General features: G+C 60.5%; 12 protein-coding genes. 2 read left to right on the top strand and 10 right to left on the bottom strand.

Annotated features, from left to right (window positions below):
- Nucleotides 1-346: 346 nt before the first annotated feature.
- The 6 genes from HMPREF2999_RS00665 to HMPREF2999_RS00640 form a co-directional block, all read right to left on the bottom strand.
- Complete coding sequence (locus tag HMPREF2999_RS00665; protein WP_371325953.1) at nt 347-1,345, bottom strand: bile acid:sodium symporter family protein; 999 nt, start codon at nt 1,343-1,345, stop codon at nt 347-349.
- A gap of 146 nt (nt 1,346-1,491) precedes the next feature.
- Nucleotides 1,492-3,144, bottom strand: coding sequence for a M48 family metallopeptidase (locus HMPREF2999_RS00660; protein WP_070674355.1), 1,653 nt, complete (start codon nt 3,142-3,144; stop codon nt 1,492-1,494).
- A 239-nt stretch (nt 3,145-3,383) separates the two neighbouring features.
- Nucleotides 3,384-4,520, bottom strand: a complete 1,137-nt coding sequence (locus HMPREF2999_RS00655; RefSeq protein WP_070674352.1) for an acetate/propionate family kinase — start codon at nt 4,518-4,520, stop codon at nt 3,384-3,386.
- Between the two features lie 571 nt (nt 4,521-5,091).
- Nucleotides 5,092-8,010 (bottom strand): hypothetical protein, encoded by a 2,919-nt coding sequence (locus tag HMPREF2999_RS00650; RefSeq protein ID WP_070674349.1) that lies wholly within the window; start codon nt 8,008-8,010, stop codon nt 5,092-5,094.
- Between the two features lie 330 nt (nt 8,011-8,340).
- Nucleotides 8,341-9,621 (bottom strand): Fic family protein, encoded by a 1,281-nt coding sequence (locus tag HMPREF2999_RS00645; protein ID WP_070674346.1) that lies wholly within the window; start codon nt 9,619-9,621, stop codon nt 8,341-8,343.
- Nucleotides 9,622-9,808: 187 nt separating this feature from the next.
- Nucleotides 9,809-10,558: a carbonic anhydrase gene (locus HMPREF2999_RS00640; RefSeq protein ID WP_070674342.1), complete on the bottom strand. Its 750-nt coding sequence runs from the start codon at nt 10,556-10,558 to the stop codon at nt 9,809-9,811.
- A 423-nt stretch (nt 10,559-10,981) separates the two neighbouring features.
- On the opposite strand from HMPREF2999_RS00640, the gene HMPREF2999_RS00635 reads away from it, so the two are divergent.
- Nucleotides 10,982-11,662, top strand: coding sequence for a DUF8175 domain-containg protein (locus HMPREF2999_RS00635; RefSeq protein WP_070674340.1), 681 nt, complete (start codon nt 10,982-10,984; stop codon nt 11,660-11,662).
- Nucleotides 11,663-11,762: 100 nt separating this feature from the next.
- On the opposite strand, the gene HMPREF2999_RS00630 is transcribed toward HMPREF2999_RS00635, so the two are convergent.
- The 4 genes from HMPREF2999_RS00630 to HMPREF2999_RS00615 all read right to left on the bottom strand — a co-directional run bounded on the left by HMPREF2999_RS00630 (nt 11,763) and on the right by HMPREF2999_RS00615 (nt 16,332).
- A complete protein-coding gene (locus tag HMPREF2999_RS00630; RefSeq protein WP_070674337.1) occupies nt 11,763-12,851 on the bottom strand; it encodes a diacylglycerol/lipid kinase family protein in 1,089 nt (362 codons plus the stop codon).
- Between the two features lie 77 nt (nt 12,852-12,928).
- A complete protein-coding gene (gene serS, locus HMPREF2999_RS00625) occupies nt 12,929-14,239 on the bottom strand; it encodes a serine--tRNA ligase (RefSeq protein WP_070674334.1) in 1,311 nt (436 codons plus the stop codon).
- Between the two features lie 125 nt (nt 14,240-14,364).
- Nucleotides 14,365-15,312 (bottom strand): prephenate dehydratase, encoded by a 948-nt coding sequence (pheA, locus tag HMPREF2999_RS00620; protein WP_070674331.1) that lies wholly within the window; start codon nt 15,310-15,312, stop codon nt 14,365-14,367.
- A gap of 132 nt (nt 15,313-15,444) precedes the next feature.
- Nucleotides 15,445-16,332, bottom strand: coding sequence for a spermidine synthase (locus tag HMPREF2999_RS00615; protein WP_053088844.1), 888 nt, complete (start codon nt 16,330-16,332; stop codon nt 15,445-15,447).
- A 92-nt stretch (nt 16,333-16,424) separates the two neighbouring features.
- Here HMPREF2999_RS00615 and HMPREF2999_RS00610 point away from each other — a divergent pair, with 92 nt between their 5' ends.
- Nucleotides 16,425-17,048: a GNAT family N-acetyltransferase gene (locus HMPREF2999_RS00610; protein ID WP_070674328.1), complete on the top strand. Its 624-nt coding sequence runs from the start codon at nt 16,425-16,427 to the stop codon at nt 17,046-17,048.
- Nucleotides 17,049-17,237 lie beyond the last annotated feature (189 nt).

Genomic DNA, 17,237 nt, shown 5'->3' with positions numbered 1-17,237 from the left:
TTGCATACAGGATGCAAATCTGTCTAACCCACGACAAAACATTCTAGGGCAAAATTGGGGCTTTTTCGCCGCTCAACGCCCGATAGTGTTGATTGTCTCCTCGGTCACTTTTATGCAGTGGAGTGCACATACCCCACAAAAACCCAACTGACCAGTACAAATACCACATTTTGCACATAAATGCACTAGTCAGGGAATTTTTGGCAGTGCGCGCCATATCACTTCATAAACCGATTGATACGGCCCAAAGTCCCCCATTAAAACCCCTCATCAGAGGCTTATCTCACAGACTCAGAGGCCCCCAATAGTACCCGCCGAGCACCCCTGACAGGTAGGGTTCAAGCCCCTACTGAACTTCCTTCGCGGAGGCGGCACCCACCACATCCAGGCGCGCATAGCGGCCCGCAAGCCAGGTACAAATCATCAACTGAACCTGATGGAAAATCATGATTGGCAGCATCATCAGACCCAGCGAGCCCGCACCAAAAATAATGATCGCCATCGGCAGACCAGCCGCCAGAGACTTCTTCGAACCGCAGAACTGAATCGTAATACGGTCGGCACGGTTGAAGCCCAGACGCTTAGCCAGCTGGTCAGTCAGCCACAGCATAAACACCACAATAATCGCCATGAGCACGACCAGCAGCACGATCTGCCACCACGCCACGCGCGTCCACACACCCTGCACCACCGAAGCGGAAAACGCCGAATACACAATCATCATGACCGAGAACTTATCCAGCCACTTAGTCGTCGGCTTCTTGGCAAACTCCCCCACCCAGCGGCGCGTCAGCTGACCGAGCACGAACGGCAGAAACAGCTGAATGGCGATGTCCAGGAAGACCGTTCCAGAGAACTCAATATGGCCCGTGTTCATCAGTAGCATGGCGAGCAGCGGAGTCGCCACCACACCCACAATCGAAGAGAGCGAAGCGCTCACAATCGCCGCCGCCACGTTACCGCCCGCAATCGAGGTGAACGCAATCGACGCCTGCACGGTCGAGGGCACAAAGGTCAAGAACAGGATGCCCATGTACAGCCCATCACCGAGCACAAAACGCAGCGGTGAAAGCGCCAAACCGACCAGCGGGAACAGCACGAACGTGCAGCTGAGAATCATCAGGTGCAGACGCCAGTGAGTCAGGCCGCGAATAGCCTCCGCGGTGGAGAGGCGAGCGCCGTACAGGTAGAACAGCAGGGCGACCGCGAACTTCGTTCCGGTGCTGAACCATTCGGCGAAGTCGCCGCGCGCCGGCACAATAATTGCGAGGATAACCGCGCTAATGAGCATGGTCAGCAGCGGGTCGAGCTTGATGGAGCGAAGGGATGAAAGCATGGTTTCCATTCTATGACCGCGGCACGCGGCGGATGCAGTGACGGGCGCGCCTTCTCACCTGAGGGTCGTGCAGGAGGCGGTTAACAACCGAACCCGCCGGAGTGCCTAGGCACCCCGACGGGTTCTCAAAGGTTCTTGGGACTGTAGCTCAGGAACTACTTCTTATCGCTATCAAAGCCGTAACCCTGACCGTACGAGCCACCCTCAGAGGAGCCGCTACCGTACTGGCCGTAACCGTACTGCTCGGGAGCAGACTGACCATTAGAAGACTGACCGCTGGAAGGCTGGCCATTAGAGGGCTGCTCAGGTGCGGGCTGGCCTGCACCGTTCTGGGTTGCACTGTTCTGGCCTGCGGGAGGCTGACCGAAGCCGGGCTGCTGACCGTAGGCAGGCTGATTGGGTGCAGGCTGACCCGGTGCGGGCATCTGCGGGCCACCGGGAGCACCCGGTGCCGGCACGCCACCGGCGGCAGCGTACGCATCCCAACGCTGGCCGTGGAAGGCGCGAGCCTGCTCGGTGAGCCAGCCAGCGAACAGCGTAGAGTTCGCGTCGAACTCGGGGGCGTTCTTGGGCTTGGAGTACACGTCCACGGTTTCCAGGGTGTGGTCTGCCCAAACGTCCTGGTGTTCGCGCATGAACTCGGTGGACTGAATCGGGTCGGGCCACATGTGCACCGGCTCCGCCGCCGGGATCAGGACAGGAACGCGCGGTGCGGCGTCCTTGACCGGGTTCTCAGTCGGGCGCCAGAACAGGCGGCCGGGCTGGGTGCGGTCACGCAGCGCGTGCGCACGCCAGGTGAGAACCGGGTGGCTTGCCAGGAGGTTCACGTACCAGACGGCAAGGCCGCGGTCGGTCACGGCACGGTCGGCAAGCTCATCAAAGTTGACCTGCTTGTTCAGGTACTTACCTGCCGCAAGCACCTTGACAGCACCCTCAGCGCCCTCGGGGCAGAAGCGGTAGCCGAAGTTGTCGGCGGTGTACTCCTGCGAGCGGGACAGCGCACTCGACAGCACCGGAATCTGGTTGAACAGCGTGGTGAAAATCAGACGGAAATAACCGACGTGACCTGCGGCGATGTGGCCCACCTCGTGGCCAATGATGAAGCGCAGCGCCTGCGGATCACGAGACTTACCGCCGATCTCGAACAGGTCAGAGTACAGGCAGATGTAGCGGCGGAAGCCGTGACCTGCCGCGAAAGCGTTCATGGTGCCGTTACCGAGAACAACGTAGGCATCCGGCACGCGGCGCAGGCCTGCCGCCTCAGCTGCTTCGGCGAGCATCTGGTACGCCTCGGGGAACTGGGTCGGGGTGATGCGCACACCGCGAACACGCTGCTGTGCGTAGTAGATCGCACGAACAATGAACACAGCAATCGGGCCCAGGATGAGCAGGCCAACCGTCTGGAAAATCAGGTCTTCCAGGCTTGCGGAGGTGCTGCCGGAAGGTACTCGAACCGAGCCTTCACCGGTTGAGCTGAAGACGTAACGCATCATCGAGCTGAACAGGTCAGCCAGCGCCATGAACAGCACAATGTAGCCGACCGCGGTGACGGCGTAGGCGGCGACCAGCCACGGAATTTCGGAGGGGTGACGCAGCGCGTGCAGCACCTTCGGCGGCAGCATCGACTGGTAGGCGAAGAGCTTCGGCTGGGGCAGGGGGCTGACCGGCTTCTGGCGTTCGTCTTCGGGGAGCCAGCCGGCGGAGAGGTCCTGCGGGAGGGGCTCACCGGGGGCGTGGAATGCCTGCTGGCCGGGCTGGGCGTTGAACTGCCCGCCGGGCTGCTGGTGGTTTTCAGGGGGTTGAGTCATGTCTCGTCCGCTTCGTATCGAGTGTTATCTGATTCCACTCTATCGTTTTTGGGCACTTACTAGTGAATGTGAATGCGCTTTTTCTCATAGAATGCCCATTCGCGACGCTACAGCACGCCACAGCGTAAGGAGCGCGCCGCCTCGCGAGCATAAGAAATCCGCCGTAGCACCCGTACAGGACGGGACGCTACGGCGGATAACTTTACGCTGAGCCGCCTATACGGCGGGGTGCGCGGGGCTTAGAGGCTCTTGACGAGTTCCTCGGTAGCCTCAGCGATAGCCTTCTCCTCGTTGGTGGGGATGACCAGCACCTTGATAGCGGAATCCTCGGTGGAAATCACGCGCGGCTCGGGGGAACGCTTAGCGTTCTCTTCCTCGTTGTACTTGATGCCGAGAGCGCCGAGGCGGTCCAGGACCAGCTTGCGGAAGTCGCCGGAGTTCTCACCGATACCTGCGGTGAAGATCAGTGCCTGCGCGCCGCCGACAACCAGGTTGTAGCCGCCAATGTACTTCATCAGGCGGTAGGAGGTCATGTCCAGTGCGAGCTGTGCACGCTCGTCGCCGGACTGTGCAGACTCGACGACCTTACGCATGTCGTTGGAGCCAGCCAGTGCGAGCAGGCCGGACTCCTTGTTCAGGATGGTGTCCAGGCGTTCACCGTCAATGCCTTCACGGGACAGGATGGTGGTCAGCGCCGAGGGGTCGATGTCGCCGGAGCGGGTACCCATGATCAGGCCGGCCAGCGGGGTGTAGCCCATGGAGGTGTCGACGGACTTGCCGCCCTTCACAGCGGTCACGGACGCACCGTTACCGAGGTGTGCGACAACGCCGTTGAACTCGTCGCGTGCAATGCCGAGCATGTCAGCTGCAACGTGGGAGACGTACTCGTGGCTGGTGCCGTGGAAGCCGTAGCGGCGGATGCTGTACTTGTCAGCCAGGTCGTAGGGGATTGCGTAGCGCCATGCTTCTTCGGGCATGGTGGAGTGGAACGCGGTGTCGAAGATAGCGACCTGCGGCAGGGAGGGCCACTTGTGCATTGCGGCGCGCATACCCTGAACGTGTGCGGGGTTGTGCAGCGGTGCCAGCGGGGAGAGGTCGTCGATCTGCTGGACAACTTCTTCAGTCAGCAGGGTGGGGTGGGTGAACTTCTCTGCACCCTGCACCACGCGGTGGCCGACTGCCTGCAGCTCGCGGCCGTGCAGGACAGGCTCAAGCTTCTCGGACATGATGTCGAATGCGACCTCGTGGTTGGGCACGTCGGTGCCGATGTTTTCGACGAGGCCGGAGGTCAGCATCTGCTCTGCCTCGGGCAGGGAGGTGTCACGCACCTGGTACTTCAGGGAGGAAGAACCGGCGTTCACAACGAGAATAAGCATGAAAGTATCTTCTTTCGTAGTTTTCTTTTCTGCTCCATTCTCGCACTTTTCGAGCCTGCGTGCGAGACGGCCCCAACTGTGTTTTAGCCACAGACCGCAGCCGGGTACCCCTGCGGGTGGTCCGCGGTGAGGTTTTAGGGCGTGACCTATCGGCTAGTAGCTTGTCCGTTGCTTAGGTATAGTAGGACTGTCAGGATAAAACGACGGATTACCGCTTACGGGCCCAGGGATGAAGGCTCTAAGGGGCAAGCTGGAGGACTCCGGCCGAACTTAGCGCTCCTGACACATAAGGCACCCGTTGAGGGTGCCTTTTCTGTTTTAACTACAGCTCAGGGGAGGGGGCGCACTCTGGTGCGGCCCCTCCCCTGTTTCTTATGCTCGTGGGCTATTCTTCGTCGTCATCAACGGCGGGTAAGTCCAGCGGTGTCGCCTCATGGTCAGGTGTGCACAGTGTGGCGCCGTACTCGTTCAGAAGTGCCACCGACGAATCGGCCCAGGCTATAGGTTGGCCCTATAGATTCGCATTTCGTCCTCGATAGTTCTTGGAGAAAAACGTAGTACTTGGGTCAGCTCACGCATCTAAATTCACCACTTCTTTGAAACGATCAAGGTTAGAGCGCGAGTGAAGGACAATCACAACCTGCTTGTCACTGCCCTCGATAGCACACGCCATCGATTCGAGCTCAGCGCGCTCCTCTGACGGAGTGAGACCCTTCAAGGTCTCATCAAGCAACACAAGCCGGGCAGCGCCTTCACGTAACACGGAACGCGCAAGCATGAGCCCGCTCGAATTCGATGCTTCAGATGCGAACGGATCGATATCTGGTACGATTACCACTTCGCCTTGGGGATACCGGCGGTATAGAGCATCAAGCATGACGGACTTCCCCGCGCCAGTTGGTCCAATCAAGGCAACCATAGAACACCCAGAGTCAAGAACACTCTCAAGCAGAGCCAGGTCAGCAGACCGCACGGGCGGATAAGAACGGTCGGCCCGGTACTCTTCAAGCATCCGAACACGCTCCGCAGTCAAGCTGACTACACCAACCTGTTGCAGCGTCTCCACCGTAGATTGGATGCCAGATGACAGAGTTACTGCAAAATATATTACGACCGCGGGAGCAACCACTGAGTTCGATCCTTCGACCATCAGTGCCAATACCACTGCAGAAACATTCAGTGACAACACAAGCGACTGAATCAGTCCCGTACGCAGTGCGTAGGCGTTCGCCAACTGAATCGAGCTGCTGACGTATGCAGCCTCCGAATGAGCGTAGGCTTCTTCTCCAGCCCGACGTAGCCCTGCACTGACGGGCGCAGCGTGTAAGCCAGCCTGGGCACCAACCACCCCGATGAAGTCACCTCGGCGATTGGCAGCCGTCGTCGAGGCAGGGAGAATCCACTTTGAACCCTGACGCATAGCAAGCATCGCTAGGGGTGCTACCGCCAACACAACGATTATGAACAGCGGGGCGCCAGCCACTGCGCCTCCGATGAGCATAAAGGTCTGTAGAATGACCATAAATACCGAACCCAGGGCGCTAGGCACCGACATCTGAAGGTCGGAGAAGTCTTCACCCATCCGCCCCATGACCGCACCGCTTGTTCTAGGACTAGCGAATCGATCGAGCCTGCGTATAACCCGGTCGTGCAAATCGCTCAGCCTAGCGATGGGAGCCCAGTAGAGCGGGCCAAAGAACATGACGGACCCAACAATTGCTGCCAGTGCGCAAGCAGCTGACACTCCAGCAACCTGAGCAGACAGCCCATCACTGTGAGCAATCGTCAATGCAAAAGCAACTTCGGATCCGCTCAAGAGTAGGGCGCCACACGTAATCCACACCAAATGCGGTCCAAACAACAACAGGGCCGATCGTCGGAATGTGGCACGCTTCGGCTCAGGGTCAGGAAGGTCCTGTCCCTCGCTCACATCCATCGAACCAGCATCTGCCTCCTTAGCTGCCCCGGGGCTATGAGCCTGCAACTCAAGAGGGTCTACCCTCGCATCATTGCCGGGGGTGAAGGCACTCGGTACGTACTCCTCCGAGCTTGCCAGAAGTGTGCACGTTGGCACGCACTCTAAGATCCTCTCGGCAACCACTTCTCGTGTTACAGGATCAAGCGCTGCGAACGTATCGTCCAAAATTAGCCAGTCCGGTTTGTCTGCCAAAACGATAGCGACAGCAGCACGGTGTCTCTCTCCTGACGACAAGGTTGTTGCGTCTTGCCAGAACCGCCCGATCACATCCTCAGTGAGCCCCATACCTAAAGCGAGGCTAGTGAACCGGGATACCTGATGTGGCGAAGCAGAGGCTCGCCACGCTGACAACACCGAATGGGACATTTCCGGGTTGCGTGGTACGAAAGCAGAATCGGGGGTGGTCACGGATGCGCGCAATGCTTCAGCGCGCTCAGACGTAGCTGCAAGCACCTCTCTAGAATTTGAAGGCTGCCCCACCCAGTCCTGCTGTTTAACCGTGCAATTTGGAGACGACTCGAGCTTGTCGAGCTCACGCATCATTGGCACAGCGAGTCGAATAACCCGATAGTTTACGATGTTGTTCTGCACCGCTGCGTACAGGTAGCGGGCTGCCAAAATAATTCCAATACCGAAATGAGCGGATGGCCAGAGCCACGCGCCGAGGACCGCAACCACAGCGAGCACCGCAGTTAGTGCTCCTCGTTCAAGGAATCCATTCAGGACCTGCAACGGGACTCGTCTGCGCAGAAGCTGCTCTTCGGTGTTTCGGATGCTAGCGACCTTGTCCAGGGCGGTACCCCAGCTGGGGATGCTTTGCCCTCGAGGCAGCGCGTTTGCTACACGCTGGATCCACTGCCTACGCTCTCCCTCTAGAGCAACGTACTGTTCCCATAGTCGGCCCACCAAGTTGATGAGACGGACGCTGACGAATACCAATCCAGTGATGAGCAACGCAGCGATGGCGCCGCTTACACCATATAGCGCGAGCGAAGCCGCGAGAAAGGCAATAATCTGAACGGTTGAAACAGCGAAATCAACAACGAAGGCAAACTGGCTGATCTGTCCTGGGTATGTGAGAACATGCCCGTGAGCTTCCGGCGGATGGGATGACCTACCAAAGATGTCCCGGAAACGGCGGTATGTGAGCTGTCGAACCGCGATCGTGAGAATAAGCTCCTGGCGTTCCTTCACCCAGTACCCTAGGCTTTCAGCCAGGAAAGCGAAGATGAGTAACCAAATAGCACTGCCTGGGGTCCTTTCACCTGACGTTACCTGGCCGATACCTGCCGTAATCATCAGAGCCCCTGCAACATTCAGTAGGCCAGCGGTGAAGACGGTGAAACTCGTGCTCGTTGGCGCGAATATCAAAGCAAGCCAGCGAATCCGTCTCGGCAGGTTCCGCGCTATCCTTTGATAGCGCGCATACAAGTGCTCGATGGGCATGTCTCTCAGATGCAGGCTAGGAGCAGCGCTCTGTGTTTCGCCCTGTCGCTTGTGATTGATCACCATTATGTTTCCAGTCATTCGGTATTCGAGTTCAGGTGTACGGCCTCGTTAAACCGCAAAATAGATATCCAGAATACTTTCTGGTGTTCTGAGTGGTGGAAGCACCCGGAAGCATTATGTCGCCTGACCCTAATGTAGCAGACATGGGATGAATCACACGGCGACTACAGGAGCCTTACACAATGGTGGCGTGAGCAGATGGATTACCACATACCGATACTTATGTCTGCAACCGGCCCGTTCCGCTACTGCAAAGATGGATTCCACGATTCTGCCAGTTATAGGCGGGATACATTCCGGTGCGACCCCTCCCCTGTTTCTTATGCTCGTGGGCTATTCTTCGTCGTCATCAACGGCGGGCAAGCCCAGCAGGGCGGTTCCCTCCTCGGTGAGGGACCAGCGCATCGTGCGGCCAGCCTTCACACCCTCAACAAAGCCAAGCCCTTGTAGCAGTTTGAGCCTATTGCGCAGAGTCGGCGCCGTAACACCCAGCGCCTCCTGCAACTCGGTCGAGGTAGGCGCAACCGGCGCACGGAAAATCTGCACCTGCCCCAGCAGGTACAGCAGCCGCAGAACATCATCAAGCTTCTTCGAAGTCAGCCCGGGGGTGCCACCCGTCCAGGTGCGGCTGCCCTCCAGCTCAGCGATACGCCTGCCAAGGGCACGCCACGCACGGTCGCGTGAGTCCAGTTCGTCTACCAGGTGCTCCTGAGCCTGCTCAATCAGCCCCAGAAAAACGTGCAGAAAACCGGTTACCTCACCGTAGTTGAGGGGTTCTTCCGCCGCGCTAAACGCCTTGTAGTAGCGGCTCTTCTGAATGTTGAGCGTGCTCGGCAGGGTGAGGGTCGTCAGCCGAGTGAGCGTCTGCCCCAGGTGGGACACCAGCAGGTACCTGCCCAGGCGGCCGTTACCGTCGTAGAAAGGGTGCGTGTACTCCACCATGAAATGCGCGGTGATTGCGGAGAATAGCGCCGGCACGTTCGGGTTGAGGGCGTGGTTGAGCGCCGCCTGCACGTTGGCGGTGATGGTTGCTTCACTGTCGGGGGCGCGGTGAATTTCGCGGGTGTTGTCGTGGATAACCACAGGTTTAGTACGGAATAGAGCCCCGTCTGGGCGGTCTTCTTCCGCGAGGTGCCCTTCGAGTAGCGTGTCGTAGAGGCTGCGCACCTGCTCGACTGTGGCGGGTGGGCGGCCTGCCCCCAGATCCTTGAGGAGGTTCACGAATTCGACGGCGCGCTTGGCGCGGGGGTCCTCGCTGTCGCCGGAGGTGAGCGCCTCAGAGATGAGCTGGCGCGTGGTGTGCACGCCTTCGATACGGTCGGACGCCACGATGCTACGTACTGCCAGGTCGAGTAGGTAGCTTTGCATGGCGATGCTGGGCAGTTGGGAACTCAGCTGTTCGATGTGCCGTTCACGGCGCATGATGCGCTCGAAGGATGCGAGCGCGGTGCGGTCTGCCAGGTAGAACAGGGGGTGCTCCCCTACCGTGAATTCGTTGAGGAGGTAGGTGGAGTGGCCGTTGCGGCGTGCCTGCAGTTCGGTTTGTGCGGCGGCTTTGCCGCGTTCGTGGAAGATGCTTTTGAGGGTGCGGTACCTTGTGTTGGTGGTGTTCACGTGTGCCCTCCTTGATGGTGTAAAAAATCGCGGTTTTTTTCATTATCCTCCCAATTTTCAGGAAATAGTGAAAAAATCCGCGATTTCTTTCATAATCCAGGTCACATATGGGCGTTTAGGGTGCAGGGAAGGCTCCCGACTCAAACCCCTGCAGGGGCGCATCCTAGCAGGAAGCCGCACCCACCGCTTATTTGTTCTGTTCCTTCAGTCGTTTTTCAACAAAGAGCTTGTAGCCCTGCGGTTCAAGGATATGAGACGCCTTCCACTTATTGGGTCGCTCCGCAGTACGGTGCAAACGCACGTAGTAGGCGGGGCTGAGGCTTCCCTCGACTCGCACGCTAACCGTGAGCCAGTAGGGGTTGTCCCCACCAGGAACTTTCAGGGTCGGGTCATCAACCAGTTCAGCGCTGATTACGGTTCCTTTCAAAAGATCAATACGCGATTTAGGGCCGTACTCATTCTGCACTTCGGGATCGACCATCGGGTAGAGCTCTTCTGACCATTCCTTGTACGGCTTGCCGCTGGTGTATGCGGCGACAATTGCTTTCGCGGCTTCAAGCGCGCGACCGCGGTCTTCGTCAGTGATGCTATTGAGGGTGGGAACGCTGGAGGGTTGCTGGGGTCCGCCACCGGTTCCCGCCAGGGGTGAGGGGTCAAGGCTCACGGTCGGGGTCGGTGCCGCGGTGGTGGATGCCGCGGTGGTGCTTTCCGTCGCGCTCGGGGAGGCGGTCACCTCGGTGACGGTGGGGGTGCGACCTGCGGTGGTGGTTGCGGGTGCAGGAGTAGTAGAGCTGGGGGTGGGGGTGGGGGTGCTGGTGGCGGTAGAGGTTCCGCCGGTGATGAGGGTTCCGCCCGGTGCGGAGCTATCGGTGCTAGCAGAGCAACCGGTGGCGAGCAGGGCAAGTACAGCGGCGGCGGCGGTGATTTTGCGGGTCATGGAGAGGGGCTTTCTCTGATGAACGGTTCTATGTATCGGTGTGATGTGTCTAGGCGGGGCAGTGTAGCGTTGCGACCGCCTGCGGTTGGTGTCTGCGTCGGGCGTTGACGCATAGCGGGTGCATGGTTCGGCACCGGATTATCGGTAGAAATTCGGTGTTTTTCGTGCAGTCTAGCTCATATCATGGTAGCTCAGGGCGAGCGCCTGCAGGATATCTGTAGGCATGATAGGGTATCTTTTGACACCGATAAATATGTGCCGCCGTGTTTTTGCGTCTTGCAGTCCTCGATGTTGTGTTCTGGCTCAGACACTTTTCCTGCGGCACCGCATAGTTTCTCATCACTCATTCAATCTCTGCCCTCCTGCTGGGGGTGGGTTTGTCGCGCCCCGAAATTGCGGGGTCTACGTATTTTGGAGATTGTTATGGAGAACAAGGGTGGAGTAACTATCCCCCGCTGGGCTTTCGGACTGGCAGCAGCTGTCGTCGCCCTGCTCGTTGTACTGGTCATCGTGCTGATTCCGCGCGGCGGCGATAATTCCAACACCTCCGCTTCGGGCGGCTCGAACGGTGCGGCTCAGTCGAAGGCCACCTCAACGGTAGCGGCAGGAACCTGTGGTGCCGGCGCCTCGGATGACCAGGCGGTACTGGACGCAGCACCCAAGGACACCACGTGGGTAACAACCGATGAGGGTTGGATTGGTCCTGTCTCGAAGACTGCCGGCCCGGTAGCAAATTCCCCAATCCGTTCCTGCTTTGAGCACTCTGCCGAAGGCGCGCTCTACGCTGCAACTTGGGCGTACATCCAAGTAAACTCGACCCCGGATTCTTACATGCCGACTGTAATCGGTCCGGGTGCCGACTCTGCACGCGAGAGCCGTACCAAGAAGTCCACTACCACCGTTCCAGTTGTAGGGTACCGATATATCTCCTACACTCCCGAGCGCGCGGCTATTCGGATTCTTATCAAGCTCCCTTCCGGCACCTACCGCTCTACTGATGTCGTCATGGAATGGCACGATGGTGACTGGCGCTTCTGGATTCCCTCAACTCTGCCGAGCTTTAGCTCCGCTGACCCGGACGAGTTCATTACCTGGGGTTCTTAAAACCTAACAGCCTGTATGGGCAATAAACGCGGTGGGGCACGACCTTTCAGCAAGTCGCGCCCCACCGCGTTTATACGCTTAAGGCATCTCTAGGAACCCACTAGAGCACCTCGGGATGGACCGCCACCTCCACGGCGGCAGGCAGCACGCGCGCACTAATGCGATACGCTGACGGCGCCGGATCACCATCCACCTCAACCGGCTGCGCACCATCCGGGAACTCCAACACCACCTCAGACCCCACCAGGTGGCGAATCACCGGAAGCTCAATGCGCGGCGAACCCAAAATCGTGCGTCGCGTAACCTTCGCCATCAGCAGCCCCCACTCCACCAAGTCACGCGGCGACGCCACAATCACCTCAAGATTACCGTCATTCACATCCGTCATATCCGCCAGGCGAATACCACCCTGCAGGCGGCCACAATTCGCAATCAGCACCGACCGCATCGGCAGAGTACGAGGCTCCCCACCGTCCACGCTAATACGCACCGGATGCGACCTGCCCAGCATATGCTTCATGCCGGACTGCACGTACGCAACCCAGCCGAACTTCGCCTTAATCTCCTCGTTCGTATCATTCATGACGAGCGCATCAAACCCGGCACCACTCATCACAAAGAACGTGTGTTCGGTTTCTTCGCCGGGGGTGCTCGTCGTCGTCATCTCAATCGCATCAACGCTCTGACCTGCACCGTTGAGCGCAATATTCACGCACGCCGCCACGTCACTCACCGGAATGTACAGGTTACGCGCCAGCAGGTTACCGGTACCCATCGGCAGAATACCCAGGCGCGGCTTGGGACCCTCATAATGCGCCAGCGCCGCCGCCACAGCACGCACCGTACCGTCACCACCGGCAGCAATGAGCAGATCAACACCCTCAGCAATCAGCTCGCGGGCAGCCCCGGAACCGGGCTCGTCCACGCGGGTGGTGCGCACCAGCGCCTGCGGGTGGCCGTTCGCCGCGAGGGTACGTTCCAGAATCTCAATAGCCGCCGCAGCGCCAGGCTTACTCGGGTTGTACACCACGCCCACGCGCTGCGCCTCACCGGTGGGCAGGGTCGGCAGAACGCCGAAGGGCGCGCCCAGTTCGATAGCGCGTCGGCGCGCTTCACGGCGGGCACGAGTGACGGAGGCGGTCAGAGCCGCCGCCGCAGAAACACCAAGGAGTTTACGGTAAAGAGGCATAGTTCTTAGACTACCGGGATACGCAAAAACCCGCCCACCGTTTACGCGGTGAGCGGGTTTTTCAGCTGGTTGTGAGATTACTCAGCGGCTACTGCGGGGATGACCTCGGCGCCACCCATGTACGGGCGCAGCGCCTCAGGGATACGTACGGAGCCGTCAGCCTGCTGGTGAGTCTCCAGGATGGCAACCACCCAGCGAGTCGTCGCCAGGGTGCCGTTCAGGGTCGCTACGGAGCGGGTGCGGCCCTTACGCACGTTGCCTGCCTCGTCCACGGTGTCCGGGGTGCGCTCGCGAATGTTCAGGCGGCGCGCCTGGTAGGTGGTGCAGTTCGAGGTGGAGGTCAGCTCGCGGTAGGTGCCCTGGGTGGGGACCCACGCCTCGCAGTCGAACTTGCGGGCTGCGGAGGTACCCAGGTCGCCTGCGGCGGTGTCAATCACGCGGTATGCGAGGCCGCAGCGTTGCAACATTTCCTCTTCGAGGGACAGCAGCTTTGCGTGCATCTCTTCTGCCTGCTCGACGGGGCAGTAGACGAACATTTCAGCCTTGTTGAACTGGTGCACGCGAATGATACCGCGGGTGTCCTTACCTGCGGAGCCAGCCTCGCGGCGGTAGCAGGAGGACCAGCCCAGGTACTTCTTCGCGCCCTTCTCAAAGTCGAGAATTTCGTCGGTGTGGTAGCCGGCGAGCGCCACCTCGGAGGTGCCGACCAGGTACAGGTCGTCGCGTTCGAGGCGGTAGATTTCGTCGTCGTGCTTGACGTTGAAGCCGGTGCCGTTCATGATTTCGGGGCGTACCAGGGTGGGGGTGGTCATCATGGTGAAGCCGTGCTCGGTTGCGAGGTCGAGCGCCATCCACATGAGTGCCTGCTCCAGGCGGGCCACCTGGCCCTTGAGGAAGTAGAAGCGTGCGCCGGAGACCTTCGCGCCGCGTGCCATGTCGATGCCGTCGACGAGTTCGCCGATTTCGAGGTGGTCGCGCGGTTCGAAGCCTTCGGTGGTGAAGTCGCGGGGGGTGCCGACTTCCTTGACGACTACGTAGTCGTCTTCGCCGCCGACGGGTACGCCGTCGATGATGAGGTTTTCGATGCTGCTGATCAGTTCCTCGTATTCGGCGGTTTTCGCTTCGGAGGCTGCCTTTGCTTCGTTGACGCGGGCTGCCAGTTCCTTCGCCTGTGCGACGAGGGCGGGCTTTTCTTCCTTGGGTGCCTTTGCGACGGTCTTGCCGAAGGCGTTCTGTTCGGCGCGCAGGGTCTCGTATTCGCCGATGAGTGCGCGGCGTGCGGTGTCGGCTTCGAGGATGCGGTCGACGTGGGTTTCGTCCTTGCCGCGTGCTCGCTGGGAGGCGCGGAAGACGTCGGGGTTTTCGCGGAGGAGGTTAATATCAATCACTGTTTTATCCTACCTAATCTTGCGGTGGGTTGTGGGCGGGGTTTGCGCTGGTGGGGCGCGGGTAGGTGCGGGGGTGTCTAGCGGCGGCCGGCTTGGTGCCGCCGGTGGTGTTGTAAGTGGTGCCGCTAGTGGCGCTGCAGCTGTGCGGGGCGGCCGTTCGGGAAGAGCGACTCGACCCATTCGTGTGCGGCGTCGAAGGAGCCGTCGGAGTGGATGCTGTCGACTTCGGTGTTTTCGTGGTCGGCGCGCGGGTAGGAGCCGAGGAATTTCAGCGTCGGGGAGACGCGGTGCAGGCCGCGCAGGGCGTCGCGCATGCGTGCCTCGTAGATGTGGCCGTCGGCGTCGATGCTGAACGAGTAGGAGCCCATGCCTTCGCCGGTGGGGCGCGATTCAATGCGGGAGAGATTCACGCCGCGCACGGAGAACTGTTCGAGCAGTTCGAGCAGGGCGCCGGCACGGTTGGAGGGCAGCGGCACGGTCAGGGTGGTCTTGTCAGAGCCGGTCGGTTCGGGGATGTCGGCGGTGCGGGAGAGCAGCACGAAGCGGGTCACGGCGTTCTTGTTGTCGCCGATGTTGTCCTGCAACACGTGCAGTTCTGGGTGGTAGTTCAGCAGCGCCGGGGAGCAGATTGCCGCATCGTAGGTGCAGCCCTCTTCGAGCAGGCCGACAGCCGCCGCGGCGGTGGAGGAGCCGGGCAGGTAGGCGGCGGTGGGCACGTTCTCCTGCGCCCAGCCGCGCACCTGCGCCCAGGCGTGCGAGTGGGTGGAGATGGTCTTGACGTCTTCGATGCTGATGGGCTTCGCGGCGACCAGCACGAAGCGGATCGGCACGAGCACCTCGCGGATAATGCGTACACCCTCGCTGGCTGCGATAGCGTCCAGGGTGGCGCTCACGCCGCCCTCCACGGAGTTTTCGATGGGCACCATGGCGGCGTCCGCCTCGCCCGCGTTCAGGCGTGCGAGCGCGTCGGGCACGCTGGTGGCGGGGATCCGTTCGGCGTCGGATGCGCCGGGGACGCTCAACAGGGCGGATTCGGTGAAGGTGCCGGAGGGGCCAAGGTAGGTGTATCGCATGCCACTATAGTAGCGTCTGCTGTGGAGGGGCCGCCGAATTTGGCGATAGGTTAGTGACTTTGGCGGTAGTTAAAAGCCCCCACCAAAGTCACTAGCCTATGGTCGAAAAACATAAGTCATTACCGAAAACCGCTACCTCACGAACTGGCGCACCCGCGCGGTGTCCCAGTACTGGGCGGGCACGCCTCCACCCATGAGCTCACGGGCGATAGCGGCAGCCTGCACGGAGCCAGCCTCCGGCAAGGGCGCGTGCGAGCCAGCAATAATGACGTTGCCGCGGCGGCGGCCCTTCAACATTGCCGAATCCGCCACAATGCACACGTACTCGAACACCTCAAGCAGGGCGGACGCCTCCGCGCGGGCACCGGTCAGCGCCGGCCCGTCACCGCAGTTCAGGATGTACAGGCCACCGGGTGCCAGCGACTCGGCGACGGTGCGGGTGAACTCGACGGTGGTGAGCGCCTCGGGGGTGGTATCCCCGGCGAATACGTCACGAATCAGCACATCACGGGATGCGGGCGCGAAGGTTGCGGTGACGGCGCCCGCCTCACCCACGCGAATCTTCACGCGCGGCGCCTTGGGGATGTCGAACCAGGCGCGCACATACTCGGCGAGCTTGGCATCCAGCTCAACGACGGTGTTGCGGCTGGTCGGGTACAGGTCAGCGAAATAGCGCGCCATCGAGCACGCGCCGCCACCCAGGTGGGTGATGCGCAGCTTCGCGGCATCCAGATGCTCCTCCACGTGCGAGGAGACGACCGCCGCGATCCAGCGCATGTACTCAAAATCCAGCTGGCGGGGCTCACCCACAATCACGTGGGAAGACTGCACACCATTAATGAGTAGCAGCCAGCCGTCGGCGTGGTAGCCGTCAGGGACCAGCTCCGCCTCACCCGTAGAAATCGGGTACACGCCAGCGGCGGCATCCTGCACGGGGGTGTTCTCGGTATCGTCGATGCGGTTCTTCTGCTGCTTCTGCGCCTTTTGGGACTTCTTGGGTGCCCTGCTCTTTTTCGCCATACCCACTAGACTAGCCGACAGCCCGCACGCCCCTAGCGTACGCACCCGCGAGGAACCGCCTCCACGGCGGCCGGCTGAGTAGACTAGAACCCATGGGATTTGTATGTCAGGGCCGCTATGCGCTCGCACCAATTGAACCGACCGACGCCGAAAAATACGTCAACCTGCAGCTGGACTGCATGGAGCAAACCTACGACCCGATCTACTTCGACACGCTCGGGGAAAGCTTCACCGCCCGCCACCGCGCCGAACGCAACGAATACCTCGAAGACTTCCACCGCCACCTCTCCTCCCCCACCGTGCGCGGCTTCTTCGCCTATGAGGTGCCCGGCTGGACCCCCGACGGCGGGCTCTCCTGCTCCATCGGCGCACGCATCGACTGGGATAAGCCGGTCGGCCTGGCGCTCTCCCTGTGTGAGCCCTCCTCCTGGGAACTCGAACGCGCCGAGTCCCTCCCCGAACTGCCTGCAGGCACCCGTAAACTCGTGCACCTGTACACCCTCAACCACATGCACGGCACCGGGCTCGGTCAGGCACTCTACGAGTCCGTCATCTACCCGGACGAAAACTCCTACCTGTGGGTCATGGCAGAAAACGAACGGGCGCTCTCTTTTTACGAGCGGCTCGGCTACCAGCGCAACAGCATCGAATTTGAGGCACGCGGCATCTGGGCGCCCGGCCACAGCGTACGGTACGCGCGCATCCTCAACCCCTAAACGGCACACCACAACAGGGAAACAGCCCGCCCACATGACGCAGCGCACCGCACACCCTGTTAGGCGCCACCCCCACAACGCCTTAAGATAGAAGAGACCTATAAGCTCGACGCACCCGCGCACAGGAGCACATACACCCCTGCGCAACCGCGGGACCCAGCGCCGAACATCGCATAGAAGGACAGTAAA

Origin of the sequence: Rothia sp. HMSC066H02, from assembly GCF_001814995.1 — a bacterium.
GTDB classification, from domain to species: Bacteria; Actinomycetota; Actinomycetes; order Actinomycetales; family Micrococcaceae; genus Rothia; species Rothia mucilaginosa.
The sequence above is the reverse complement of the archived record's forward strand: the minus strand, read 5'-3'. Positions and strand labels throughout refer to the sequence as shown.

What these genes read in the sequence shown, in the direction of transcription:
- HMPREF2999_RS00665 (WP_371325953.1), bottom strand. Translation starts at nt 1,345, where the DNA reads ATGGAAACCATGCTTTCATCCCTTCGCTCCATCAAGCTCGACCCGCTG.
- HMPREF2999_RS00660 (WP_070674355.1), bottom strand. Translation starts at nt 3,144, where the DNA reads ATGACTCAACCCCCTGAAAACCACCAGCAGCCCGGCGGGCAGTTCAAC.
- HMPREF2999_RS00635 (WP_070674340.1), top strand. Translation starts at nt 10,982, where the DNA reads ATGGAGAACAAGGGTGGAGTAACTATCCCCCGCTGGGCTTTCGGACTG.
- HMPREF2999_RS00630 (WP_070674337.1), bottom strand. Translation starts at nt 12,851, where the DNA reads ATGCCTCTTTACCGTAAACTCCTTGGTGTTTCTGCGGCGGCGGCTCTG.
- HMPREF2999_RS00650 (WP_070674349.1), bottom strand. Translation starts at nt 8,010, where the DNA reads ATGGTGATCAATCACAAGCGACAGGGCGAAACACAGAGCGCTGCTCCT.
- HMPREF2999_RS00655 (WP_070674352.1), bottom strand. Translation starts at nt 4,520, where the DNA reads ATGCTTATTCTCGTTGTGAACGCCGGTTCTTCCTCCCTGAAGTACCAG.
- HMPREF2999_RS00640 (WP_070674342.1), bottom strand. Translation starts at nt 10,558, where the DNA reads ATGACCCGCAAAATCACCGCCGCCGCCGCTGTACTTGCCCTGCTCGCC.
- HMPREF2999_RS00610 (WP_070674328.1), top strand. Translation starts at nt 16,425, where the DNA reads ATGGGATTTGTATGTCAGGGCCGCTATGCGCTCGCACCAATTGAACCG.
- pheA (WP_070674331.1), bottom strand. Translation starts at nt 15,312, where the DNA reads ATGCGATACACCTACCTTGGCCCCTCCGGCACCTTCACCGAATCCGCC.
- HMPREF2999_RS00615 (WP_053088844.1), bottom strand. Translation starts at nt 16,332, where the DNA reads ATGGCGAAAAAGAGCAGGGCACCCAAGAAGTCCCAAAAGGCGCAGAAG.